Genomic DNA, 25,669 nt, shown 5'->3' with positions numbered 1-25,669 from the left:
AGCATCCGATGAAAACCCATGCACGCGTAGTGGTCATCGGCGGCGGTGCCGTCGGCTGTTCGATCCTCTATCATCTTGCCCGCGCAGGCGTCACAGACACCGTCCTGCTGGAGCGGGACGAGTTGACAAGCGGCTCAACCTGGCACGCGGCGGGCAACATTCCGACCTATGCAAATTCATGGCTTGGGATGCGCGCGGGAAATTATGCGTGGTCTCTCTACAAGGATCTGGAACATGTGGTGGACAGCCCAATCACCTATCGCCACACCGGCGCGTTCTGGCCAGCACATACGCCGGAACGGATGGAGCTTTTCGGCCACCTAGAAGGCATCGCGCGCAGCGCCGGATTCGACCTGCATCGTCTCAGCCCCGCTGAAATGGATGCCATGCACCCGTTCTGGTCCCCCGATGACACGGTTCTGGGCGGCATCATGGACCCTTACGAGGGTGACATCGACCCCAGTCAGCTGACACAGGCGTTGGCCAAGGGCGCCCGCGACCTTGGGGCCGAAATCCGGCGGTTCTCGCCAGTCACGGCCATCGAACGCCTTCCCAACGGGGAATGGCGCGTCTCGACCGCCAAAGGTGATATCACCGCCGAGATCGTGATTAACGCAGGCGGTTTTTATGGGCGCAAGGTTTCGGAAATGGCGGGCATTTACGCACCTGTCATCACCTTGGAACACCAGTATCTGGTAACCGAACCCCTGTCCGAGCTGGAACAGTACCCCGACCTGTTCCCACTGGTTCGCGATCCGGATATCCGCTTCTACCTGCGCCGTGAACGCAATGCGTTCCTGCTGGGATCTTACGCCCATGCGGGTCGTCCGGCATGGGCCGACAGTGGCCCGCCCGACGATTTTGCCCACCAGCTTTTCCCGGACAGCGTCGAGGACATCCTTGACGTGCTCGAAGACACGATGGCGCATGTTCCACTGCTGGGCAAAGCGGGTGCGCAGCGGTTCGTGAACGGCCCCATCGCCTATGCCCCGGATGCGCTACCGCTGGTGGGCCCGGCGGCGGGCGCGCCGAACTTCTATCAGGCAACGGGGGTTCAGATCGGCATCACTCATTCGGCGGCCATCGGAAAGGCCATGGCCGAATGGATCACCGAAGGCGAAACCGAATGGGACCTTTCCGCCTGGGATCCGCGCCGCTTCGGCGATTGGGCTACACCGGATTACGCCCATGCCCGCGCGTCAGAGCATTACGACCTGCAATACGCCATTCCGTTTCCGCACCGAAACATGCAGTCGGGTCGACCCGTTCAGCAAACTCCGCTTTACGACACCCTCAGGGCCAGCGGTGCCGTGATGGGCCAGATCGCCGGGTGGGAACGCGCGTTCTGGTTCGAAACCGACGTGGTCAAAGACACCGGGCATCTCAGCTATCATGACGAACCCTGGCACGCTGCGGTTCGCCGCGAATGCGAAACCGTACGGGACGCGGCAGGGCTGATGGATCATGGCGGGTTCACGAAATACACGGTTCAGGGCCCTGATGCCGAAGCCTTCCTGAACCACGTCTTTTGCGGCACGATGCCCAAAGTGGGCCGCACAAAACTGTCCTACATGCTGACACCCAAGGGCCGCATCTGGTCCGAGGCCACGATCGCCAGACTGGCCGAGGACCAGTTTCTGCTGTGCGGACCAACCCTTGCGGACCTACGCGATTACGACTGGCTGAAAAGCCACCTGCATGACTATGACGTTACCTTGACCCGAGGCTTCCAGCACGACGGCGCGCTGATGCTGATGGGCCCGAAATCACGCGAGATTCTGGGCGCGTTAACAGATGCCGATGTCTCAGCAACAGCCGCGCCATGGCTTTCGGCTGCTCAATTCAAGGTCGCCGGAGTGGACGTCACCGCGCTGCGTGTGTCCTATGTCGGAGAGCTTGGCTGGGAACTGCATGTCGCCAGCGAAAATCTGAACCCTCTCTACGATGCCATCATGGCCGAGGGCGCGGCGCACGGCATCTGTCAGTTCGGTTCCTACGCGCTCAACGCGATGCGGATCGAAAAGGGGTACCACGCATGGGGCGCGGATTTCGGAACCGAATACACTTTGTATGATGCCGGGCTACAAAATTTCGCCAATCTTAAGAAGCCGGCGTTTGTGGGGCGTGAAGCGGTTGTAAGCCAATCCCAGACCGCCGCCGAATGGGAATGGGCCGGGCTGGAAATTACACAAGCCTCACCCGATCCTCTGGCGTCTGAACCGATTCTTATCGATGGCCAACCGGTTGGATATGTGACGTCAGGAAGCAGTGGTTACAGAACCGGCAAGACACTTGTTCTTGGATATATCCAGCGCGGCACCCTCGGGATGGGCGAAACCTGTCAGGTCATAATTTTGGGCGAGGCGTATGAGGCACGTCGCCACGACCCGCATCAGTACACGCCCCAAAACGGCGGTTGATAAGGCTACCGCCGCTGCGCGTCCCTGATCAAAGCAGCCAGTCGAAAGAACCCATGCGCCATCTTGGTGTACGGGGTCAGCAGGAAAAACGTCAGAACTGACCCAAGATGCAGCGCCAGCAAGGCGGGCATCAGGGCGGTTGTCCCCAGCACGTATAAGGCGATCCCGCTGAGCCCGACGAACCCCAGCAACAGGATAAACCCGAACTCGCCAGACCACGCGCCTTGGTCACCAAGATCCGGATCCGAGCGCAGTTTCAACGCAATCATCCAAACGCATCCCAGCACCATCAGCACACCGCCGGGCAGACCCAGAAGTTTCGGGATCGAAAACAACCCGTAGGGCGCGGACATATCGAATCCATAGTGCAAAACGGTGGCCGCGCTGGTTGACGCAAAGCACAGCAGAAACCCATACATCACCGCCTGATGCGCGTATCGGCGCGCCTGCGAGAACCTGTCTTCGTCTTCGAAGTTGCAACCCTCGCCATGACCCGCAGCCAGATCCCTGATTGTGGCCGCGCGTGCAACAGCGCGGGCAAAGTCCCGAAAGCGAATTGGCTCGCCGCCGATGTCCCGCCAGAAGCGCCGTAACCCAACTGCAAGGCTGCCCAAGGGCAACAGGAACGCTGGGGCAAAGATGCCGACCATCGCCGCGTGAGAGAGAACGGCATAAAAACCCTGACCGTCCGCAGGGCCAAGGGCCTGCATTGCCCAGAACAGCAGGGCAATCCCGGCAACCAGCGCCAAGGCAATCGCACCGCCATGACTATGAAAACGTCGTGCCAAGGGCTGTGGCCAGACGTAATTTTCCCAGCTTTCGCGACGAATTTCGGCCAGTACGCCGGGCAGGTTCAGATCAAACTCATGCGGCGCGGTGTACTGGCAGGCGTAGTAACATCCACGGCAGTTGTGGCACAGGTTTGCCAGTTGCACCATATCGCTGTCGGCAAAGCTGCGTTTAGCGTGCAGGGCCGGAAAGACCGAGCAATAGCCCTCACAATACCGACAGGCATTGCAGATTTCGGCCTGTCGGCGCGCTTCGTGGATCAAATCAGTTTGCATGTCTGGCTGCCTCACGCCCTGCAATCCGGCCAAACACCGTTCCGATGGCCATGCCAAACCCGGCCAGATACCCCTGCCCCAAAATCGACCCTGCCATGGTTTCCCCCGCCGCCCAGAGATTGCTGATCGGCCCGTCGGCTGTCGAACACTGCGCGTTTTCGTCAACCTTCAGCCCCAGATAGGTGAACGTCACCCCGGTCCGCAGGGAATAGCCATAAAACGGCGGCTCTGTGATTGGGCGTGCCCAGTTTGTTTTGGGTGGTGTCAGTCCACTTGTGGCCACGCCGTCCAGTTGCGTCGGGTGAAACGCGGATGTGTCGCCGCAGGCCGCATTGAACCCGTCCACCGTCTGCCGCAGCCTATCCGGCGGCAATTCCATCATCACAGCCAGCTCTTCCAGCGTGTCCGCTTTGAGAGGCGGAAAGACAGAAGGCATGAACAAGTCCAGCGCCTTCGAGTCGATAATCGCATACCCCACCTGATCCGGCTGCGCCGCGACTAATCGACCCCAGATCGCATAACGTTTGGGCCAGAGGTCTTCGCCCTCATCATAGAACCGCTCGGCATTCCGGTTCACGACAACCGAAAACGGCACGCAGTCCAGCCGCGTGACAATACCGCCGTCATATTTCGGCGCCCGCCCGTCAATTGCAACCGCATGGCACTGATCCGCGTCGCCGACGCTTTCGGCGCCCTGATCCAGCAGGTCGGCCAGAACAACACCGCGGTTATAGGGCGTACCCCGGATCAGAAAGTTGCGTGCCGGCGGCCCCCACGCCCGGGTTAGCCAGTCGATATCGGCCTGAAATCCGCCCGAGGCAACAACTACAGCTTTCGGTGAAATACTGTGCGCCTCGCCCCGGTACGAATACTCAACACAGACAATCCGGTCGCCTTCCAGTGCAAGATGCTTCACGGCCGCATCGTATAGTACGTCCACGCCCAGCGCTTCGGCCTTACGGTAATAGGCGTTCACCAGAGATTTTCCGCCCCCCATGAAAAACGCATTTGTCCGCGCCAAGGACAATGTGCCCGACAACGATGGCTGAAAGCGCACGCCATGTTCCTCCATCCACGGAAGGCACCCTTCGGACTCGCGGATGACCATGCGGGCCAGATCTTCGTTGGTTTTGCCCCCGGTGACGGTCAGCAGATCGGCCAGATATTCCTCTTCATCATATGCGTCCACCAGCGGCCCCATTGGCTGGTGGTGCATACAGCGGAAATTGCGGGTGTGACGCGAGTTGCCCCCGCGATAATCCTTGGGCGCCGCCTCCAGAATCAGAACCTTAGCTCCGGTTCGGGCAGCCGTCATCGCCGCACAAAGCGCGGCGTTCCCCCCCCCGATCACGGCGATATCGTATTGGTCCGAACCTATTGCACACATATGCTTTGAATAGGTTGCCGGGGGCGGTTTGACCATTGGGGATTTTTTCAATTTTCATTTCGAATTGCGTGTTTTTAGCAAATCCCGTGATCACCTTATCGTCGAAGTAAACGCCGGCATGACTTTGGCAGAGAAAACGGCGTTCCGGCCTGAATCTGATTCAGACTTATGCGTCGCCAGAAACATTAAGTGACTAAAATACTCAGGTTGACATATCCGACAAATTCTCTCAGTTACACCACCGGAAACGCCCTGTGCTCCGGATAACGTGCTGGCGCCAAACATTAACCAAAGGGAAAACCATGTCCAAACTGCTTTACACAACCGGCGCGCTGGCAATCCTGGCCACCTCTGCCGCAGCAACTTCGGCAGCACCGGCCAAAACCGACGTACTGAATACATACGCCAATATTGCCGAAGCCAAGTATGAGGACAGCGTTGCCACTGCGAAGACCCTGCAAGCCGCAATTGACGCGCTGATTACCGACCCGTCCGCCGAAAACCTCAACGCAGCGCGCAGCGCCTGGATTGCGGCACGTGTTCCCTATCAACAGACCGAAGTTTATCGTTTCGGCAACGCCATCGTCGACGACTGGGAAGGCAAGGTGAACGCATGGCCGCTGGACGAGGGCCTGATCGACTATGTTGACCCGGCATATGGCGGTGCAACCGACGAGAACGAATTCGCCGTTCTGAACGTGATCGCCAACCCCAGTTTCGAACTGTCGGGCGAAACCATCGATGCCGGTAAAATCACCCCGGAACTGTTGGCTGAAACGCTTCACGAAGCAGATGGGATCGAGGCCAACGTCGCCACCGGCTATCACGCCATCGAATTCCTGCTGTGGGGGCAGGACATGAACGGCCACGGCACAGGTGCAGGCAACCGACCCTGGACCGATTACGCCCGGGGCGCCGACTGCACCGGCGGCAACTGCGACCGGCGCGGCCAATACCTGAAAGCCGCCACCGATCTTCTGGTCAGCGACCTTGAATGGATGGCGACACAATGGAATTCCGATGGTGCGGCCCGCGCAGCGCTGTTTGAGAACGAAACCGCAGGCGTCAGCGCCATCCTGACCGGCATGGGATCGTTGTCCTATGGCGAACAGGCGGGCGAGCGGATGCGCCTTGGTCTGATGTTGAACGACCCCGAAGAAGAACATGACTGCTTCTCGGACAACACCCATAACAGCCACTACTATGATGGGCTGGGCATCCAGAACGTATATCTGGGCGAATACGCCCGCGCAGACGGCACATTGGTTTCCGGCCCCTCGCTGTCGGATCTGGTTGCGGCCGCTGATGCGGAACTGGACGCCGAGATGAAAACCAAACTGTCCAATACCATGCAGGCGCTTGGCCGGATCAAAACCACTGCCGAAGCGGGGTTTGCCTATGACCAGATGCTCGAACAGGGCAATGAAGGCGGCGAGGCCCTGATCATGGGTGGTGTGGATGGTCTGGTCGATCAGACCAAAACCATCGAACGCATCGTGACCACGCTCGAACTCGACCAGATCGAATTCGAAGGTTCGGACAGCCTGGACAACCCCAACGCCGTTTTCCAGTAGTTCCTTCTTTCAGCTCAGCCAGCATCACACTGGTTACTCAGGCTGTTCGCACTAGAAATCAGCCAAGCAATCAGGGCCGTAGGCAACGGCCCTGATTTAGTGCAAAGTGCCCGGGCGCACCTAAGGGACCGGGTGGATACTGGTTGAACGACCTGCCGCCCAAAATTTTGAAACAACGGCGTTTTTTGTGGCGGAGGCGAATATGCCCACATTGGACTGGAATAAAGAAACCTGGGGCAACCGGGATCATTGGGACCAAAAGGTCAGCCACGGCGAATCGTGGTCAAAGGGTTGGGGCACAAGTGAAGTCCATTGGAAGTTTCACCTGCTGCCGCGGCTGCAACCCATTCTGGCGAAATCCGGCTCGGTTCTGGAAGTGGCGCCGGGCTATGGCCGGTGGACCAGATTTATCGCCCCTTATGCTGACCGCCTGACCACGGTCGATCTGAACGAGAATTGCATTGAGCACCTGAAGACGATCGATCTTGGCTGCGACAACATCGAATACTTCGTCAACGACGGCATGACGCTGACGGATGTCCCTGATCAGTCGGTAGATTTCATTTTTTCCTACGATTCTCTTGTCCATTGCGACAAGACCGTGCTGGAGTCATATCTTTCCGAATTTGAACGTGTCCTGCGCCCTGACGGAATTGCGTTTTTTCATCACAGCAACCTTGCAAATGCGCGCAAGCCCGAGGAACTGGCAGGTCAGAAAGTGACCTCTCATGCACGCGATCCTGAAGTTTCAGGAGAATGGGTAAAGCAACAGATTGACCAGTCGGAAACGCTGGAATTGCTCCTGCAGGAAAATGTCGACTGGGGTAACGAGAATTGGTTCATCGACTGTTATTCAGTGCTGCGCAAAGGAAAGACAGGGCAGAAAACAAGATACAGCAATCTGTCAATCATCCGGGAAAAAACAGCGGCAAGGAAATGGTTCGAGATTACGAAATCTCCCGGGCAGGAATGACCCGTCAATACCCTGCGACGACTACTTGAGAAATTCGCCCCTGATCGGCCTTTTCCATCCTCGCGGGAAAGGCCGATTTCATTTGAAGTATACCCGAAGCCATTTCCTATTGGCCTTTCGGCATAGGGCAGATTTCTCTGGACCTCAGAATATAATCTGACTAATTAAGTAAGAAATATAAACCCCGCGAGTCGCCATGATCGTCTGTCATTGCACAAACATTTCCGACCACGAAATCCGCGCTGCGATTGACTGGATGAGGACCGCTGATCCCCAGACGGTGATCACGCCGGGAAAAATCTACCATGCCCTTGGAAAATCAGCAGATTGTGGCGGTTGCATGCCGCTTTTTCTAGACACGATGCGCTCAAGCGATAGTCTGGAAGTCCCAATGCAACTCCGCGCCCTACGCGCCGGAGTAACACAGGAGAGTGCAGATGAAGGGCGACCCCAAGGTCATAGAATATCTAAACAAATCTCTGCGGCATGAACTGACGGCGGTCAGCCAGTATTGGCTGCACTACCGCATGCAGGAGGACTGGGGTCTTGGCAGCATGGCCAAGAAAAGCCGCGAGGAATCCATCGAAGAAATGGAACATGCGGACAAGCTGATCGAACGAATCCTGTTTCTCGAAGGCCACCCGAATCTTCAAAAGCTCGATCCGCTTCGAATCGGCCAGACCCCGAAGGAAACACTCGAATGTGATCTGGCCGCCGAAATCGACGCCAGAGCTCTTTACAAGGAAGCGCGCGAATACTGCCGGGAAGCTGGCGACTATGTGTCGATGTCTCTGTTCGAGCGATTGATGGCCGATGAAGAAAGCCATATCGACTTCCTCGAAACTCAGCTCGACCTCTTTGAAAGGATCGGCGAAGCCAACTATGCGCAACTCAACGCGTCAAAAATGGACGAAGGCGAATAGCCTCATTCTCCTGCCGGTGGCCGCGTTCGCGGCCACCCAATCCTTGTCAGCTCCGCTGCAGGACGACCATCTCAATACTCTTCCCAGAACACCTGACGAACAGGCCCGAATTACGGCAGCGACAGCTTTGCCAACCGATTTCAGCGCGCCGCAACCGTTCGAGGAACTCAGTGCAGGTGCCGCCACCGTGCGGGCACGGACGAATGCCGACGCGTTTTCGCAACCCTCCGACAATCTTGAATTCGAGCAGGAGCTGGATTTCCGGGTCGGCAACGGATTGTTCAAGAAAATCTGGGTCTCATCCCCCTCTTCCACTCTTGCCTCGGACGGGCTCGGCCCGCTTTATAACGCCCGCTCCTGCCAGCGCTGCCATGTCAAGGATGGCCGTGGGCATCCTCCGGCCGGTCCTGAAGACAGCGCAGTGTCAATGTTCCTGCGCGTCTCGATCCCCGGCACGGCCAAAGAGGGTCACGCCGATATCGCAGATTATATCACCACCCTGCCCGAACCGACATATGGCGGCCAGATGCAGGATTTCGCGCTGGCCGGACACCCCGCCGAATACCGGTTGGATATCACCTATGAGGAGGTCCCGGTCGAACTTTCCGATGGCGAAACCGCCTCGCTGCGCCACCCGACCTACAAGGCCGCCGATCTGGGTTATGGACCACTGCACCCGGACGCCATGCTCAGCCCGCGCGTGGCACCTCAGATGATCGGCCTTGGGTTGCTCGAGGCCATTCCGGTTGACGACCTGCTGGCGAACGCGGACCCGGATGATGCGGACGGCGATGGTATCTCGGGCCGCGCGAATATCGTCTGGTCGACCGAGTTCGACAAACCGATGATGGGGCGGTTCGGCCACAAGGCAGGCATGCCCACCATCATGGAACAATCGGCCGCTGCCTTTGCCGGAGATATTGGCATCTCAAGCCCGCTTTATCCTTCGCCCCACGGCGACTGCACGGGGGCACAGGTGAACTGCATCGACGCTCCGCATGGCGATGACGACCTGCGCGGGTACGAGATCGACGCCGAAGGCATGGACCTCGTCGCCTTCTACAGCCGCAATCTTGGCGTGCCCGCCCGCCGCGACGTGGACGACCCGCAGGTGCTGCGCGGCAAACAGGTATTTCACGACGCGGGATGCGCCTCGTGCCACACCCCGTCATTTGTCACTCACCGCATGCCTGACCGTCCGGAACACAGTTTCCAGCTGATCTGGCCCTATTCCGACCTATTGCTGCACGACATGGGCGAAGGGCTGGCCGACAACCGCCCCGAGGCCCGCGCGACAGGCCGCGAATGGCGCACACCACCGCTGTGGGGCATCGGCTTGACTGAGCGTGTCTCGGGGCACACGCAATTCCTGCATGACGGGCGGGCCCGCTCGTTGCTCGAGGCGATCCTGTGGCATGGAGGCGAGGCACAATCCGCCCGCGACACTGTTGTGTCCATGCCCAAGGCCGATCGGGATGCGCTGATACAATTCCTCGAAAGCCTCTGACCGATGCGTATACCTGCCATTGCCGCAGCGCTGCTGCTTCCCCTGATGGCCCTCGCTGATGAGCGGGGGCCAATCCTGTCCGAAACAACCGAAACCCATATCCTGCCACACTTCTCACGGCTCGCCGAAACGGCAGGCACGCTGAACGCAACCGCCCTGGCTGACTGTGCACCGGATTCGAATGCCCTGCGCAGCGCCTATGGTGACGCCTTTGATGCCTGGATATCCGCCAGCCATCTGCGGTTCGGTCCGACCGAGACCGATGACCGCGCCTTTGCGTTGGCCTTTTGGCCAGATACCAAGGGGTTCACACCCAAGGCACTGTCTCGCCTGATCGCCAGCAAGGGCCCGGTGGTACAAGATCCCGCCACCTTTGCCGAAACCTCGATTGCCGGACGCGGGTTTTATGCGCTGGAGTTGCTGCTTTACGACCCTGCGTTTGCGGAACAGGGTGACGCGGAGTATCGCTGCGCCCTGATCCGCGCCATCGCGACGGATATCGACCGGAACGCGGACGCCATTCAGCAGGACTGGCAGAGCTATTCGCTTAAACTGACGCAGCCCGGCGAAGGCAGCCCCTATCGTTCAGGCGATGAGGCGATGCAGGAGTTGTACAAGGCCCTGATGGCGGGGCTTGAGTTTACTGCCGATACCCGCCTTGGCCGACCCATGGGTACGTTCGACCGCCCGCGCCCAAAACGGGCCGAGGCGCGCCGCTCTGAACGCTCGCAGCGCCACGTGGAACTGTCGCTGATCGCCCTGCGAGAACTGGCGGCGCTGTTGTCTGCCGATCACCCCGACATCGCCGCCGATCTTAACGCCGCCTTTGATCGTAGCATCGACAACGCCCAAACATTGGACGATCCTGCATTTGCCGGGGTTGCAGACCCGCAAGGGCGTTTCCGGATCGAGGCCCTGCAGCAATCCATCAACGATATCCGTACGATTGCCGCGATCGAACTAGGCCCGACCCTTGGCATCAGCGCCGGTTTCAACTCGCTGGACGGGGACTGAACCATGACCAGCCGCCGTCATTTCCTTGCCGGTCTGGCCGCTGCCACATTGGCCCCGGTCAAAGGATGGTCCGCCGTCGGCGCACCGGATTTTCTGTCCGCAGCCCTGTTCCCGGACGGCTCGTACCGGCTGGCCGGTCTGGACGCCCGGGGTGCGATCACCTTCTCACTGCCCCTGCCCGCACGCGGTCACGCCGCTGCGGCCCACCCCCACCGCGCACAGGCCGTGGCCTTTGCGCGTCGTCCCGGCACCTTTGCTTTGGTTGTCGATTGCACGACAGGTGAGCAAATCGCACAGCTTGACGCGCCAAAGGGCCGCCATTTCTTTGGCCATGGCGTTTTTTCAACGGACGGCGCACAGCTTTTCACCACTGAGAATGATTATGACGCCGGTGAGGGGATCATTGGCATTTGGGATGCCGAAAACGGGTACTCGCGACTGGGCGAATTCCCATCCGGCGGCGTTGGGCCGCACGAGATGCTGCTGATGCCCGGTGGTACATCCATTGCCATTGCCAATGGCGGCATCGAAACCCATCCGGACACCGGCCGCACCAAGCTGAACCTGCCCACGATGCAGCCCAACCTGATATATACCGACCTTTCCGGCGGGGTACTGGAACAGGTGGAACTGCCGCGCGCGATGCACAAAAACTCGATCCGCCACCTTGCGATGCGGGCGGACGGGCTGGTGGCCTTTGCCCTGCAATGGCAAGGGGACAAGACACAACACCCGCCCCTGCTGGGCCTGCATCGCAGAGGTGAACCGCCCCGTTTGCTCTCTGCGCCCGAAGCCGAACAAAGCACGTTGCAGGGATATGCGGGCAGCGTCGCCTTTTCGACCGATGGTGAAACCGTCGCGATCACCTGTCCGCGCGGCAATGCCCTGCATCACTTCCGAACCCGGGATGGCTCATTCGCCGGAGCCATTGCAGTGGAAGATGTCGGCGGGCTGAGCACCGGAGCCGAAGGTTTGATTTTCACCACCGGCACAGGTGAGATGGGCAGTCTGTCCAGGGATCGCGCCCGGATCACAGCACGGGCGCCATGCCAGTGGGATAACCATCTGATCCCAATACATCGACACGCATAATCTCGGCAAACCCCCGCCACATAGATTACACTTGGACGAATCAAACGGCTGCCTTATTGGCGGGCGCTAAACCTGGCCACCCGAACCGCAAGGACTGACTTGATTGAAACAGACGCCTGACGCACCGCATTCCATCTACGGGGTTGAGAAATGGGGCAAGGGCCTCATCGAGGTGACGGAGAAGGGCGAGATCGGATTGCGCAACCCCATGGCGCCCGATGCCGCGGCAATCAGCCTGCCGGGTATCCTGAAAGACCTGGACGAGCGCGGCATCAAATCACCGATGATCTTGCGCATCAGCAGCTATCTGGAAAGCGAAATCGCCCACATCAACGAAAGCTTCCGCGATGCCATCGCGCGGGTAGGCTACAAGGGCAGCTATCGCGGTGTGTTCCCGATCAAGGTAAACCAGCAGGCGCAGGTCATCGACCGCATTGTCGAATTTGGCCAAAAGTACAATTACGGGCTCGAGGCCGGATCAAAGCCCGAGCTGGTGATTGCTCTGGCCCACCGTCTGGCGCGCGAGGCGTTGATCGTCTGCAACGGCGTCAAGGATGCCGAATTCATCCAGCTAGCCATCCTTAGCCGCAAGATCGGCTTTAACACGGTCATCGTGCTGGAAAGCCCGAAAGAGGCCGACACGGTGATCGAGGTCTATAGCGAACTGGGCATCGAGCCCCTGATCGGTGTGCGTGTGAAACTGACCAACCAGATCAGCGGCAAGTGGGAAGAAAGCTCGGGCGACCGTTCGGCCTTTGGCATGAACACCGATCAGTTGGTGGCCACTGTCGACAAGCTGAAAGACGCCGGGCTGTTGCATTGCCTCAAGCTGCAGCACTCGCATCTGGGCTCTCAGGTTCAGGACGTCAACGACGTCCGCCGGGCTGTGGGCGAGGCGTGCCGATACTACACCGAACTCACGCGCGAAGGCGTGCCGCTGACGCATCTCGACCTCGGTGGCGGTATGGGCGTGGACTATACCGGCGAGAAGAAAGCGGCAGAGAACTCGATAAACTACACGGTCGAGGAATACTGCGCCAATGTCGTCGAAACCGTTGCTTATGCGATGGATGAGGCCGAGGCCGCCCATCCCACACTGGTCACAGAAAGCGGCCGTGCGGTTGTGGCGACATCCTCGATGCTGGTCTTCAACGTACTGGAAAGCACGCTCTACGACGCGCCCAACGGCCCCGAAGTGGATCCGGACGACCACCATCTGGTCTCGGACCTCGCTGCGGTACACGGTTATCTCAGCAGCGACCGCCTGCAGGAATGCTGGAACGACGCCACCTTCTACCGCAACGAGCTGCGCGCGCTTTTCAGACGCGGCTATGTCGACCTGCGCCAGATGGCCCGCGCCGAACGCATCTACCTGTCGCTGATGGCCAGCCTCAAAGCGCTCGCGGCATCGGACGAGTTGGAAACAGACGTAGACGACCAGTTGGAGAAGGTGGCAGATATCTACCACTGCAACTTCTCGCTGTTCCAATCCTTGCCCGATGTCTGGGCAATCGACCAGTTGCACCCGATCGTGCCTTTGCAAAACCTGAACCAAGCGCCCGATCGTCGCGCGGTATTGTCCGACATCACCTGCGACAGCGACGGCAAGATAGACCGGTTCATTCTGGCCGACGGCGTCTCGCCCAGTTTGCCGGTGCACTCCCTACCCGAAGACGACGAATACTTCATGGGCGTCTTCTTCGTCGGCGCTTATCAGGAAACGCTGGGCGATCTGCACAACCTGTTCGGCGACACCAATGTCGTGACAATTGACCTGCGCCCCGACGGCGGCTTCGACCTGTTGCACGAACAAGAAGGCGACACGATTTCCCAGGTCCTGTCCTATGTGGAATTCGACCCGGCCGACTGCGTCGCCGCCTTCCGCAAAATGGTGGACGAGGCGATCTCAACCGGTACTCTGATGGCCAAGGACCGCAAAACCCTGATGAGCGCGTACCGCGACTCGATCAACGGCTACACCTATTACGAATAACCCCAGAGAGGAGATGACCCCCATGGGAACTTTGAGTGGCAAAACACTGGTTGTCGGTGCGGGCGGCGTATCCCACGCCGCCGTGCACAAGATGGCGATGAATTCGGACATATTCACCGAAATCACGCTGGCCAGCCGCACCAAGTCGAAATGCGACGCCATCGCCGCAGCCGTGAAAGAACGTGTAGGCGTCGATATCAAGACTGCCGAACTGGACGCCTACAAAGTCGCGGACACCGTGAAGCTGATCAAGGAAACCGGAGCGGAACTCCTCGTGAACCTCGCCCTGCCCTTTCAGGACCTTGTGCTGATGGACGCGTGTCTTGAGGCCGGTATCCACTATCTCGACACTGCGAACTATGAGCCCGAGGACGAGGCCAAGTTCGAATACCACTGGCAGTGGGCTTATCAGGACAAGTTCAAAGAGGCCGGTCTGACTGCCATCCTCGGTTCAGGCTTCGATCCGGGCGTGACCTCGGTCTTCGCCAAATGGCTCAAGAAGCACAAGCTGGACACAATCCGCCAGATCGATGTGCTGGACGCCAATGGCGGCTCGAACGATCAGGAATTTGCCACCAACTTCAACCCCGAGATCAACCTGCGCGAAGTGCTGGCCGAAGTGCGCCACTGGGAAAACGGTGCGTGGCAGCACAGCCCGGCGATGACCCATAAGGTCGAGTTCGACTTCCCCGCTATCGGCCCCAAGAATATGTACCTGATGTATCACGAGGAACTGGAATCGCTCTCGACCCACTTCCCCGAGATCGAGCGCGCACGCTTCTGGATGACCTTCGGTGACGCCTACATCACCCATGCCAAAGTGCTCGAAAACGTCGGCATGACCCGGATCGACCCGGTGATGCATGACGGCAAGGAAATCATCCCGATCCAGTTCCTGAAAACCCTGCTGCCCGATCCCGGTGATCTGGGTGCGGAAACCAAGGGCAAGGCCTGCATCGGCGACATCGCCACGGGTCAGGCCAAGGACGGCTCGGGTGAGAAGACGTATTACATCTACAACATCTGCGACCACGAGGAATGCTATGCCGAGGTCGGCAGCCAGGCCGTCAGCTACACCACCGGCGTCCCTGCCATGATCGGTGCCGCGCAGGTGATCAAAGGCAACTGGTCCGAGCCGGGCGTCTGGAACATGGAGCAGCTCGACCCCGACAACTTCATGGACATGCTGAACGAACACGGCTTGCCATGGCAAGTCCACGAACTCGACGGCCCGGTCGAATTCTGATCTGGACTTCATCTTTTCAAAAATACTCCGGGGGTCCGGGGGCAGCGCCCCCGGCCTCTCCATCACACGGAGACGCTGGACATGTCCGACATGATGACCACCCAAGCGGGCGATGCCGGAGCCTTCCGCGATTTCGACCTGAGCCGCGTACCCACACCCTGTTTCGTGGTCAACGAAAAAGCCGTCGAGCGTAACCTGCACGTCCTCGCCGATATTGGTGCACGCTCGGGCGCACATGTGCTCAGCGCGCTCAAAGCCTTCTCCATGTTCTCCCTCGCCCCGCTGGTGCGTCAGCACCTCGGCGGCACCTGCGCCAGCGGTATCTACGAGGCCCGGTTAGGACGCGAGGAATACGGCGGTGAGGTCGCAACCTTCTGCGCCGGGTACAAAGACGCTGACATGGACGAAATTCTGTCTCTGTCGGACCACATAATTTTCAACAGCCCCGCGCAAAAGGACCGCTTCCTGACAAAGGCTCAGGCAGCAGGCGTACAGGTTGGTTTGCGCATCAATCCCGAACACTCCGAGGGCGAGGTGGCCAAATACGACCCCTGCGCACCCTGTTCGCGCCTAGGCACCCCGGTCAGCCAATTGACCGCCGAAACCCTGACCGGAGTTGATGGCCTGCACATGCACACCCTCTGCGAACAGGGGTTTGAACCATTGCAACGCACATGGGCCTCCGTTGAACCCAAACTGAAACCGTTCATAAGCCAGCTCAAATGGCTGAACTTCGGTGGCGGCCACCACATTACCCGCGACGATTATGATCGCGACGGGCTGGTCGCACTAATCGAAGACATCCGTGAGACATACGGCATCGACGTCTATCTCGAACCCGGCGAGGCGGTGGCGCTGGATGCGGGCATTCTGGTCGGCGAGATCCTTGACCTGCCGGTGAATGGCATGAACCTCGCGATCACCGATATCTCGGCCACCTGCCACATGCCCGATGTGATCGAGGCCCCCTATCGCCCCGCCCTGATGGACGAGGTCGACGCGGGCCATACCTACCGGCTTGGTGGTCCTTCCTGTCTGGCGGGTGATGTGATCGGCGATTACACATGGGACAAACCGCTTGAGATCGGCCAGCGCTTTGCCTTCCTCGATCAGGCGCACTATTCGATGGTCAAAACCAACACCTTCAACGGCGTCCCTCTGCCCACCATCGCCCTGTGGAACAGCGAAACGGACGAACTGAAAATCATCAAACAGTTCGGCTATGAAGACTTCAAAGAGAGATTGTCATGAGCATTTTCCTCGACAGTGAACTGACCGCCGCCGAGCGCACCGAAGATGCCCGGTTCCGCGTGATCCCGGTGCCTCTGGAACGCACGGTCTCGTACGGGTCGGGCACTGCTAAAGGTCCCGAGGCGATCATTGAAGCCAGCAATGAGCTTGAGCGCATCACAGGTCACGCTGAGCCCTGCGTCGAGGGGATTTTTACCGAAGCGGAGCTCGACTGTAACGGCGCCCTGCCCGAGATCATGGATCGCCTTGCCGAGCGCACCGAAGCCGCAGTCCGCGCGGGCAAAATCCCCGTCGTTCTTGGCGGCGAGCATTCGCTCAGCTACGGGGCAGTCACAGGTGTTGCCCGCGCGCTGGGTCAACCGGTTGGTATCGTTCAAATCGATGCCCATGCCGACCTGCGTGACGCGTATCAGGGTGAGAAGCACTCGCACGCGTCGGTCATGCATCTGCTGGCACAGGACGGCATTCGCCTTGCCCAGTTTGGCGTGCGTGCATTTTGTACAGAAGAGGCCAAATCCCGTGTACAAAACAACATTTTTCACGTGGATGCTGAAGAATTGGTTACCGGCAACATTCACGCCATCGACCTGCCCGAAGATTTTCCCGAACTGGTCTATGTCAGCTTTGACGTCGACGGCCTGGACCCTGCGATCATGCCAGCCACCGGCACCCCCGTCCCCGGCGGGCTGGCGTATTATCAGGCGCTGCACCTTGTTGAACATGCCCTCAAGGGTCGCAAATGCGTGGGCTTTGATGTTGTCGAACTGGCCCCCAACGGCGACACCGCGTGGGATTTCACAACCGCCCAGATCGTTTATCGTCTGATGGCCTCCTGCTGACCCGCGCGGCAAAACGCGGGCTCTGATATCAGAACCCGCGCGTCACATGTTTCACCCGCAGTGAATGCAGAGTTCAGGCAGACCTATCCGGTCCGCCTGAGCTGATCGTCAGTCGACCTTGCCGTCATCGACGGTTTCGTTCAGCTCCATGTGGCCTTCGCCTTTGTTCAATAGCCGGCGCAGCATGGGTTCGAAGAACTCCAGCGGCTTGGTGGGATAATCCGGGTCAAAAGCGCACTGGTCGTATTCGTGGCAGAAGTAACGGCAGTCTTCCCAATAGGGACTGTCGCGGTATTTGTCGCGCGCGTTACGGTCGCCGCCCAGATGATGGTTGTAGTAGTACCCCTGAAACACGCAGTGATGTTTGAGGATCCAATGGGTCCGCTCACTGACATAGGGCTTCATCATCGCCGCGGCCAATTCGCCATGGTTATAGGGTGAGAGGATATCGCCGGTGTCATGCACCAGTGCGGCCACAATGATCTCTTCATCCGCGCCATCCTCATAAGCGCGCGTCGCCGCCTGAAGGCTGTGCTGATAGCGGTTCACGGGATACGGGGTCCATTCCTCGTCCAGCGAGCGGATCGCATCAAGGATCCGGTCAGGCAGCGCGGCGTTATAGGCTTCCTCATAATCCATGACCGCAAGGAAATCTTCCTTGGTCGCTTCTCCAAAGCTGGTCCAGGTCGGTTTGTGGCTCTTGTCAAGCATGGCGGCATCCCTTGGCATTTCTGGTTCAGGCAGGTTAAACGCAATTAAATGACAAAAAAAATGAATTGATTTTATCGTTTCGATCAAAAAATACTTTCACATGCAGACTAAGTCATTGGAAACATTTTTGTGCGTTGCCGAAACGGGCGGCTTCCATGCTGCGGCTCGAAAGCTGAACGTCACGCAAACCGCCGTCAGCGCCCGAATCCGTCTGATTGAGGAAGCGACCGGCAAGGCCCTGTTTACGCGCGGGGCTGGCGGCACCGCCTTGACGGATTTTGGTCGCCAATTCCGTCCTTATGCCGAACAGATGCTGTCGCTCTGGTCATTTGCTTCACGAGATCTTCCGGCACAAAGCCAAAGCCGCGTGGCACTCAGGCTCGGATCGCAGCTGAGCATCTGGGATCCGCTGCTGGTGGATCTTGCCGTCCGGTTTGAAGAGCGGTTCGGGAAGCTGTTGCTGACCCTGAACTATGATCATGACCTGAACGTGATCGACGCGGTTGCCACGCATGTTCTGGATGCGGCCCTGACCCATGTTAAGCCATCCGATCCCCGCGTGGTGTGCCACGAACTCAACCCGGAACGCCTGCTATTGATCGAAACGCCGGGTGCGTCCGGCAGTGAGGATGACTCGCTCTTTGTCAATCTGGAGCTGGGCGAGATGTATCAGGACCACGTCCGTGCAACGGCCCGACAGGCGTCGGGTCAGACGATCTTTCTTGGAAACTGCATGATGGCGCTGCGCTATGTTCTGCAACGCGGCGGGCAGGGATATTTTCCGGCCTATGTGGTAAAACAATATCTGGCCGATGGCGCGTTGATACCGGTCCTCCCGGCGCGCGACCTGATGTTGCCGCTGTATCTGGTCGTACGCCCGGAAAACGAACATCACGGGCTGGTCGACGAGGTACTGAGTTGCCTCAGGGACCTCAGAGAGCAAAAAACCCGGCCTTGATACAGGCCGGGTTTGCCATTGATCAGAAACCTTTAAGATAGGCGATCACGTCTGCCTGATCGCTTTCTTTCTTCAGGCCGGGAAAGGACATCTTGGTCCCCTTCACCAGTTCCTTGGGCTTGGCCAGGAACAGGGCCAGATTTTCTTCGTCCCAGACCAGACCACCATCTGCGGCCTCGATCAATGCGCCGGAGTATTTGAAGCCTTCGACCTGACCGGCAGGGGCGTCAACGATACCATTCAGCATCGGGCCAACTTTGTTCTTTGCGCCCTCACCTACGGCATGGCAGGCCTTACACTTCTTGAAAACCTTTTCGCCATTTTCGGCATCTCCTTCTGCCATGGCGGGCATGGCCAGGGCGGCTGCTAGCGTTGACAGGATGAGCGTGCGTTTGATCATGTTTCTTTCCTTTTCATGTCTCATATCAGCATTTCGAGTTTCGATTGCGGGAATTGTGTAAGAACCCGGGCGATGTCATCTTCCGACAGCAGGCAAAGCGCAGTGGACAGCCCGTCCGCAACCGCAGCGCCGGGGGCGGAAACAGATACTACGCGGTGAGTTGGCGTACCGCCGCGAGGGTCCAGGATGTGCCCCTGTTCCGCGCTCAGCATGGTACCTGCCGGGGACGAGGTCGCGATCGCCCGGTCGCGCAATGTGATACGACGAACTGTTGCCCCTTTCGGTTCGGCCAAGCCAACCCGCCACGCCGTTCCGTCTGCGCGTTGCCCGAGGGCCGAAATCTCTCCCATATCGACCAGAACGTCACGCAATCCGAATCCTTTGAGCAATGTCGCCACTCTGTCGGTGATCGCTCCCTGAGCGATACCGTTCAGCGTTAGCGCCGAAACACCCGGACGGGCCAGTCGAATTTCACCCGAACGCACCGTGACATTGTGCCACCCAACGGCGGAATTAGCCTGCGCAATCTGGGTTTGCTCTGCGCCCGTGGCCACAGCGTGCCACAATGGTTGCACGGTCGGATCAAAGGCGCCCCCGGTTGCGTCATGGATCGCGCCACTCAGGCTGAGCACATCCAATAGCTCGGGCGCGGGTGCTGGCAATACTCCGTCACGGTTCAGTCGGCAAAGCTCCGAATTAGGACGATACAGGCTAAAGATGTTCTCCAGCCGGTTCACCTCGGCTTCAACCGCAGAGATGACGGGCGCAGCCTGCGCCTCAGTCAATCCTTCAAGGCGCAGGCTGGCCCCTGCGCCCAGCGCGACACCACGCCACCGGGCAACCGGTGCAGCGATGGCACCTGCGGGCAGCGCCGCACAGGCGGCAGAGATCGTCAGAAAGCGGCGACGCGATACATGGGTCATGCCGGTGTCTCCAGGCTGAGGTCCAGATCGACGGGTCCAAGAACTTCTTCGGCCGGAATTTCACTCAGCGGCAGTGCTTCTCCGCCGTACTGATCGATGAAACCCAGCGCTGCCGAAGAGTTGGCAAAGGGAACGACTTCGGGCGCGCCCATACCACCCGCCACGTTTGCCCCAACGACAAATGTTGCGCCATCGGCAGAAATCCAGTTGGAAATCCCCGGCTGTCGCCAACTGGGTGCTACCCCCATGTCGCTGACATAGATGGCGGTAATTTCCGCGTCGCGTTCGGGGCTTTTGAGATAGGCCAGCATGTCGCGCACCTGAGCGAAAAACAGCGGTGCGGGATAGCCTTCAAGATGAATTTGCCCCTTTGGCCCGCCATGTTCGGCAATGTTCATCTGGCAGAAATAGCTAAGCGCGGTTTCCGTCAGATCGACCGGCTCGGGCGGTGCTGCAACCTGTTCCTCCTTACAGGCGGCAAGGGCCACAAGGGCGATAAGTGCAAGGTGCTTCATGGCTCGACCCTCCGGAATGCGGCGCGCGCCAAAAGGAAACCCAGAAACGGCCACAGCAGCAGCGAGGCAGGCGCTGCCCAGACTGGCAATGCCTGCGCCGCGCCGGACATGCCGGATGCCATCGCAACACCTTCGGTCGCCGCGATGTTCCACAAACGGAATGCGTCGGCCGGGTTGGCCACCATCACCCAAGGAAAGACGGATCGGGTGAAGGTGCCGCCCTGATCCATGACCACGGCTCCCAACAGCCCGAGGTCATAAAGGACGACAAAGACCAGCCAAAGCCCGGCCGACAGACCTGCCGCCGCCGTGGCGCCCCGTGCGAGGGCGGACAGCAGGTATCCCAGCGCCAGAAACACGGCGCCCAGCAGGATGGATGTGAGGATCAGGCGCACCAGAGCCATCAGGCTTTCCGGTCCCGCCCCGCCGAACCATGCGGCGACGGCACCGGCTGTGCCGAAACCAACAGTCATGGCAAAGGCCAGAGCGGCCAGATGGGCCGCGAATTTACCCAGCAGAATTTCACCTCTTCCGGCAGGGTAGGACAGCAGCAGGGCAAGACTGCCCCGGTCAACGTCTCCGGCGATGGCGTCAAAGGCGATCATCAAGGCCAGAAGCGGTGCGAGGTAAACCGACAAGGTCGTCATCGAAGCGACAGACACGGTCAGCATATCCACGCCCAGCGTTCCGGTAGGGGCACTGCCAGCAAAGGTCAGCGCCAGTGCGAACAACACCATGATCAGCGTTGCCACCAGCAGCCAGCGATTGCGGCGCAAAATCATCATCTCGGTTCGGGTGATGGCAAGAAAGCGGGTCATTGCAATGCCTCCTGCGCATAGTGGCGATACAGGTCTTCCAGTTTCGGCGGGGTCATTTCCACATCTGCCACCGCGTCACCCATACCCGCGATACGCCGCAGCGCCTCCATCTTGTCGGCCGGGGCGCATAGCAACTCGACCGAGGCTCCGTTGACGCGATCACCGCCCAGCTTTGCGGCCAGCACATCGGCGTTTTCAGTCGCACGTACACGCAAACGGATCGGCAGCCCGGCCAGTGCCGACAGATTGCTCAGGGTATCATCAGCCACCATCTGCCCTTTGCGCATGATGGCAATACGGTCGGTGCGCGCCTCGACCTCGGTCAGCGCGTGCGAGGCGATCAGGACTGCCGTGCCCTGCGCCGCCAGATCATCGATGATGGCGTATAGATCCTGACGCGAGATCGGATCGAGACCGCTTGTCGGCTCATCCAGTAACGCCACTCTGGGTTTGCCCAGCAGCACCTGCGCAAGGCCTAGTCGCTGCCGCATCCCTTTGGAATAGGTCCCGATCCGGCGATCAAGCGCGTCGCTGAGGCCGACCCGATCCAGCAGCTCCGGCACATCGGCCTTTGCGCCCGAGAGGCTGGCAAACAGGGTCAGCTGCTCGCGCCCGGTTAACGCGGGATGGAACGACACCGCTTCGGGCAGATAGGCCGTATCCCGCCGCGCCTGTGCGCTGCCGGGGCTGGCCTCGCCTATGCGGATCGCCCCATCGTGGATGGGTGTCAGTCCGAGAATGGATTTGATCAGGGTCGATTTGCCCGCGCCATTATGGCCCAGCAGCGCCACGCGCTGACCAGGGGCAAGGGACAGGTTGATATCGCTGAGGACGCGGGTTGATCCGCGGTCCTTGCAAACATTTTCGATGGTCAGGGCCTTATCCGTCATGAGGCACCTTTTTCATTGCTGGGGGTTCAGGGGCTTTGATCAGGGGATTGCTGTCGATCACCCCTCCCGGCAGCAGTGCCGGAAAGGCCGATTGCGACCAGCGCACCAGCTGCACGGCAGGAGAGCCGAGCAGCATTTTGGCTGCGGGTTGGGTCCACAGCACATGGTCCATACTATCGTTGGGGCGATAGGGGGCGTCGGCAATGCCGTTGCCGTCAACGTCATAGGCGGCAAAATCGGACCAGTAGTTGCCGCGCCCGTCCTCGGACCACTCGACCCATTTGGTCGAGACGTATTTCACCTGTGTCCGGTTGCCGATGAACGCGTTGCCCACGATGCGGTTGCGTTCGGACCCGGCGGTAAAGTGGATACCGATACCGCAGCCCTGGAACCAGTTGTCGGTGAAGTCGTTCTTGTTGGAATTGTACAGAAAAGTGCATTTCTCTTTGGCACCTTTCACCACGTTTCCGGAAATCACGCTTTTGTTGGCATAGTTCAGCATCACGCCATGCTCGCGGTCACCAATCGACACATTTCCGGTGACTTTTACGCCGGTCGAAAACATGACGGCATAACCTAAGTCATTTCCGATCGAGATATTGTCGCTGACCACCGAATCATCGGCGTACATGTAGTGAACGGCAAAGCGCAGATCGCGAAACAGATTGCCCGAAAAGAAGTTCTTCTTCGAAGAATTGACGAAGATGCCATCCCGGCCAAATTGAATGTCATTGCCTTCAACCACCGCACCCGGCGCGTTCCAGACATAGACACCATTGCCGCGCGCGTTCATATGGCGGTCCTGCCGTCCTTCGATCCGGTTGCGGCGAACGATACTGTCTTTGGCACCGTGAATGTCGATGCCATAGAGATTGCCCAGCAGAACATTGTCTTCGACCACCGGCGCGCTGGCCGTTTTGGTCAGTTTGATACCGCTGTCGATCTCATCATGGCCCGAGCCCGAACCAACTACCGTCAGGCCGCGCACGGTCACGCCCGGCCCCGTCACGGTGATGACGCTGCCTGCGCCCTGCCCGTCGATGGTGGCCTGCCCCAGCCCGTCGATGGTGACGGGCCGGTCCAGAACCAGTTGTTCGGTGTAGGTACCGGGGCTCAGGCGGAGGGTGTCTCCATCCGCCGCCTGCGCCAATGTTTCGTTGATGGCCCCTGCCCGGTTGGGCACATCCCAATCCGCCGCCCAAAGGGGCGAGCCGAGCAGGAGCGGTATGAGCAGGGGCCAGCGCATGATTACGCGCTCCGCGGCTCAACAAGCATCCGGCCGCGCATCTCCATGTGCAGCGCGTGGCAGAACCACTGGCAATAGTACCAGTGCACGCCCGGACGGTCGGCGACAAATGTGACCGAGGCGGTGGCCTGCGGCCCGATCTCCATCGCGACACCAAAGTTCGACAGGCACAGGCCGTGGGTCACATCGTCGACGTCATCCAGGTTGGTGACATAGATGGTAACCTCATCGCCCTGCTTGACCGTGAACTTCTCCATGCTGAAGGTCGGCGCGATCGAGGTCATGTAGACACGCACCTTGTTGCCGTCGCGGATGGGTTCTTCGGCCCCTTCTTCCAGATCGACGCCATCAGCCTCGGCCTGTTTGCGCGCATCTTCCCACATCGGGTCGTCGCGGTTCCAGACATTGATCGGGTTCACCTTGGACCGGTGCACAATGATCGAGTCGTGCGGTTCCGCAAAGGTCGGGCCGTCATGGACCACCTTCATCTTGTCGCCCGAAATATCGATCAGCTGCTCGTTCTCCGGCTTCAGCGGACCCACGTTCAGGAAGCGGTCTTTCGAAAACTTGTTCATCGAAATCAGCCACTTGCCATCAGCTTCGGCGGTTTCACCCATCGAGGTCGAGTTGTGACCCGGCTGATACTGCACGTCCACCTTGTCGAGGATCGGATCGACATCAGAACCGGCATAGGCCTCAATCGCCTTGGCGATGTCCCATTTCACGATCTGGCTATCGAGGAACAGGGTGGTATAGGCGTTGCCCTTGTTGTCGAACGCAGTGTGAAGCGGGCCAAGACCCAGCTGAGGTTCGGCAACGACAGCGGAACGCGGATCGGCATTGTCAGAAAACAGCGCGTCGACTTTTTCCACATCGATCACAGAAACGGTCGGCGACAGTTTACCGTTGATCATGATGTGTTTCTTGTCGGGTGCGGCGTTCACACCGTGCGGCGAGTTCGGGATCGGGATGTAACGGGTCAGGTTGCCGCCTGCCTCTTTGCGCCCGTCCACAACCTTGACGCCGTTCAGTTCCTGATAGTTGCCGGCGGCTACGGCCTCTTCGATGCCTTTCAGGTTGAACACGACCACGTGGTCCAGCTCGTTCTCGGTCATCTCGGCCAGGTTCATACCCATTTCCGAGTTGTACGAGGTCGAAAAGGCGTATTTGCCCTGATAGTCGCAGTCGGTGTTGTCGAGGTTGCCCGACACCATCACCTGCCACGCGATCTCCATCGTGTCGCCATCGATGGCGGTAAAGATGTTCACGTATTGCGACGGATCGTCAAGGATCTGGCCGTCATTGACCAGCGGTGCCTCGTGTTCGCCATTGGCAAAGATGTAACCGGTGCGCGGATATTTCTGCGGACGCAGGCCGTGAATGTCATGCGCGTTCGGGATCTCGATGATCTTGTCGCATTTCATCACATCGCAGCGCACGCGGGCCACGCGGGTGTTCGCCTTGTCGTTCATGAACAGATAGCGGCCGTCATAGGTGCCATCGGTGAAGGACATGTGCGGGTGGTGCAGGTCGCCGTTGTCATAGGTAACCTTGCCGTTTGCGGCCAGGAACTCTTTGGTTTCGGGCAGCAGGCCCTCGGTCAGGATTTTCAGCGACTCGTTGGTCTGACCCCAGCCGGTGGCCGAGCAGCGGTTGAACACAGGTACCCGCATCAGCTCGCGCATGGAGGGCACGCCCATGATGCGCAGCTCGCCGGTCTGGCCCGACGACCAGAAGCCGTAATATTCATCCAGTTCGCCAGGCTCCAGATGCTGCTTGGCCGCGGCGCTGGCCTCTTTCGCGGACATCAGGGTCGAACCCAGACCTGTCCCGGCCAACACGGCGCCGGTTGCAGTCGCACCCAGCATTCCCCGGCGTGTGACTTTCAGTTTGTTATCGTGTTCCGACATGATCGTTCCTCCTTT

The 25,669-nt window shown here is 59.3% G+C and carries 23 protein-coding genes; 13 read left to right on the top strand and 10 right to left on the bottom strand.

What is annotated here, in order from left to right; genetic code table 11:
• Window positions 1-8 precede the first annotated feature (8 nt).
• Window positions 9-2,420, top strand: coding sequence for a GcvT family protein (locus tag ACR0NW_RS14945; protein WP_480451241.1), 2,412 nt, complete (start codon window positions 9-11; stop codon window positions 2,418-2,420).
• 5 nt (window positions 2,421-2,425) lie between these two features.
• Here ACR0NW_RS14945 and tcuB read toward each other — a convergent pair whose 3' ends face one another.
• Window positions 2,426-3,484, bottom strand: coding sequence for a tricarballylate utilization 4Fe-4S protein TcuB (tcuB, locus tag ACR0NW_RS14940; RefSeq protein WP_480451242.1), 1,059 nt, complete (start codon window positions 3,482-3,484; stop codon window positions 2,426-2,428).
• On the bottom strand, window positions 3,474-4,871 hold the full coding sequence (gene tcuA, locus ACR0NW_RS14935; RefSeq protein ID WP_480451314.1) for an FAD-dependent tricarballylate dehydrogenase TcuA: 1,398 nt from the start codon (window positions 4,869-4,871) through the stop codon (window positions 3,474-3,476). The genes tcuB and tcuA overlap by 11 nt, the downstream gene beginning before the upstream one ends.
• A gap of 302 nt (window positions 4,872-5,173) precedes the next feature.
• Between tcuA and ACR0NW_RS14930 the strand changes: the two genes are divergently transcribed.
• The 11 genes from ACR0NW_RS14930 (at window position 5,174) to speB (ending at window position 17,283) form a co-directional block, all read left to right on the top strand.
• Window positions 5,174-6,445 carry an imelysin family protein gene (locus ACR0NW_RS14930; RefSeq protein ID WP_480451244.1) on the top strand — a complete coding sequence of 424 codons (1,272 nt, stop codon included), beginning with the start codon at window positions 5,174-5,176 and terminating at the stop codon, window positions 6,443-6,445.
• Window positions 6,446-6,647: 202 nt separating this feature from the next.
• Window positions 6,648-7,418, top strand: a complete 771-nt coding sequence (locus ACR0NW_RS14925; RefSeq protein WP_480451245.1) for a class I SAM-dependent methyltransferase — start codon at window positions 6,648-6,650, stop codon at window positions 7,416-7,418.
• A 196-nt stretch (window positions 7,419-7,614) separates the two neighbouring features.
• A complete protein-coding gene (locus ACR0NW_RS14920) occupies window positions 7,615-7,908 on the top strand; it encodes a (2Fe-2S)-binding protein (protein WP_170651339.1) in 294 nt (97 codons plus the stop codon).
• Entirely contained in the window at window positions 7,856-8,341 is a 486-nt protein-coding gene (gene bfr / locus ACR0NW_RS14915) for a bacterioferritin (protein ID WP_170651338.1), read from the top strand. The genes ACR0NW_RS14920 and bfr overlap by 53 nt, the downstream gene beginning before the upstream one ends.
• Window positions 8,301-9,848 carry a di-heme oxidoreductase family protein gene (locus ACR0NW_RS14910; protein ID WP_480451246.1) on the top strand — a complete coding sequence of 516 codons (1,548 nt, stop codon included), beginning with the start codon at window positions 8,301-8,303 and terminating at the stop codon, window positions 9,846-9,848. The genes bfr and ACR0NW_RS14910 overlap by 41 nt, the downstream gene beginning before the upstream one ends.
• A gap of 3 nt (window positions 9,849-9,851) precedes the next feature.
• Window positions 9,852-10,862: an imelysin family protein gene (locus tag ACR0NW_RS14905; protein ID WP_480451248.1), complete on the top strand. Its 1,011-nt coding sequence runs from the start codon at window positions 9,852-9,854 to the stop codon at window positions 10,860-10,862.
• A 3-nt stretch (window positions 10,863-10,865) separates the two neighbouring features.
• Window positions 10,866-11,954 carry a DUF1513 domain-containing protein gene (locus ACR0NW_RS14900; RefSeq protein WP_480451250.1) on the top strand — a complete coding sequence of 363 codons (1,089 nt, stop codon included), beginning with the start codon at window positions 10,866-10,868 and terminating at the stop codon, window positions 11,952-11,954.
• A gap of 103 nt (window positions 11,955-12,057) precedes the next feature.
• Window positions 12,058-13,947 carry a biosynthetic arginine decarboxylase gene (gene speA / locus ACR0NW_RS14895; protein WP_480451251.1) on the top strand — a complete coding sequence of 630 codons (1,890 nt, stop codon included), beginning with the start codon at window positions 12,058-12,060 and terminating at the stop codon, window positions 13,945-13,947.
• A 22-nt stretch (window positions 13,948-13,969) separates the two neighbouring features.
• Window positions 13,970-15,193: a saccharopine dehydrogenase family protein gene (locus tag ACR0NW_RS14890; protein WP_480451252.1), complete on the top strand. Its 1,224-nt coding sequence runs from the start codon at window positions 13,970-13,972 to the stop codon at window positions 15,191-15,193.
• 81 nt (window positions 15,194-15,274) lie between these two features.
• Window positions 15,275-16,444 carry a carboxynorspermidine decarboxylase gene (nspC, locus tag ACR0NW_RS14885; RefSeq protein WP_480451253.1) on the top strand — a complete coding sequence of 390 codons (1,170 nt, stop codon included), beginning with the start codon at window positions 15,275-15,277 and terminating at the stop codon, window positions 16,442-16,444.
• Window positions 16,441-17,283 carry an agmatinase gene (gene speB / locus ACR0NW_RS14880; RefSeq protein ID WP_480451255.1) on the top strand — a complete coding sequence of 281 codons (843 nt, stop codon included), beginning with the start codon at window positions 16,441-16,443 and terminating at the stop codon, window positions 17,281-17,283. Before nspC ends, speB begins: the two co-directional genes overlap by 4 nt.
• Before the next feature lie 108 nt (window positions 17,284-17,391).
• Here the strand turns inward: speB and ACR0NW_RS14875 are convergent, their stop codons facing one another.
• Complete coding sequence (locus tag ACR0NW_RS14875; protein WP_170651330.1) at window positions 17,392-17,994, bottom strand: HD domain-containing protein; 603 nt, start codon at window positions 17,992-17,994, stop codon at window positions 17,392-17,394.
• A 100-nt stretch (window positions 17,995-18,094) separates the two neighbouring features.
• Here ACR0NW_RS14875 and ACR0NW_RS14870 point away from each other — a divergent pair, with 100 nt between their 5' ends.
• Window positions 18,095-18,952: a LysR family transcriptional regulator gene (locus tag ACR0NW_RS14870; RefSeq protein ID WP_480451256.1), complete on the top strand. Its 858-nt coding sequence runs from the start codon at window positions 18,095-18,097 to the stop codon at window positions 18,950-18,952.
• A 22-nt stretch (window positions 18,953-18,974) separates the two neighbouring features.
• Here the strand turns inward: ACR0NW_RS14870 and ACR0NW_RS14865 are convergent, their stop codons facing one another.
• From ACR0NW_RS14865 to nosZ, 7 genes are read right to left on the bottom strand one after another with little or no spacing between them, the layout of a single operon-like run.
• Entirely contained in the window at window positions 18,975-19,352 is a 378-nt protein-coding gene (locus tag ACR0NW_RS14865; RefSeq protein WP_480451258.1) for a c-type cytochrome, read from the bottom strand.
• Window positions 19,353-19,372: 20 nt separating this feature from the next.
• A complete protein-coding gene (locus ACR0NW_RS14860; RefSeq protein WP_480451259.1) occupies window positions 19,373-20,275 on the bottom strand; it encodes an FAD:protein FMN transferase in 903 nt (300 codons plus the stop codon).
• Window positions 20,272-20,790, bottom strand: coding sequence for a nitrous oxide reductase accessory protein NosL (locus ACR0NW_RS14855; RefSeq protein ID WP_170651326.1), 519 nt, complete (start codon window positions 20,788-20,790; stop codon window positions 20,272-20,274). The genes ACR0NW_RS14860 and ACR0NW_RS14855 overlap by 4 nt, the downstream gene beginning before the upstream one ends.
• Entirely contained in the window at window positions 20,787-21,608 is an 822-nt protein-coding gene (locus tag ACR0NW_RS14850) for an ABC transporter permease subunit (protein ID WP_170651325.1), read from the bottom strand. The genes ACR0NW_RS14855 and ACR0NW_RS14850 overlap by 4 nt, the downstream gene beginning before the upstream one ends.
• Window positions 21,605-22,498 (bottom strand): ABC transporter ATP-binding protein, encoded by an 894-nt coding sequence (locus ACR0NW_RS14845; RefSeq protein ID WP_480451260.1) that lies wholly within the window; start codon window positions 22,496-22,498, stop codon window positions 21,605-21,607. The genes ACR0NW_RS14850 and ACR0NW_RS14845 overlap by 4 nt, the downstream gene beginning before the upstream one ends.
• Complete coding sequence (locus ACR0NW_RS14840; protein ID WP_480451262.1) at window positions 22,488-23,744, bottom strand: nitrous oxide reductase family maturation protein NosD; 1,257 nt, start codon at window positions 23,742-23,744, stop codon at window positions 22,488-22,490. Before ACR0NW_RS14840 ends, ACR0NW_RS14845 begins: the two co-directional genes overlap by 11 nt.
• Before the next feature lie 2 nt (window positions 23,745-23,746).
• Window positions 23,747-25,654, bottom strand: coding sequence for a TAT-dependent nitrous-oxide reductase (gene nosZ, locus ACR0NW_RS14835; protein ID WP_480451263.1), 1,908 nt, complete (start codon window positions 25,652-25,654; stop codon window positions 23,747-23,749).
• Between the last annotated feature and the right edge of the window lie 15 nt (window positions 25,655-25,669).

The organism is Ruegeria sp. CF5 (assembly GCF_056537325.1).
The sequence above is the reverse complement of the archived record's forward strand: the minus strand, read 5'-3'. Positions and strand labels throughout refer to the sequence as shown.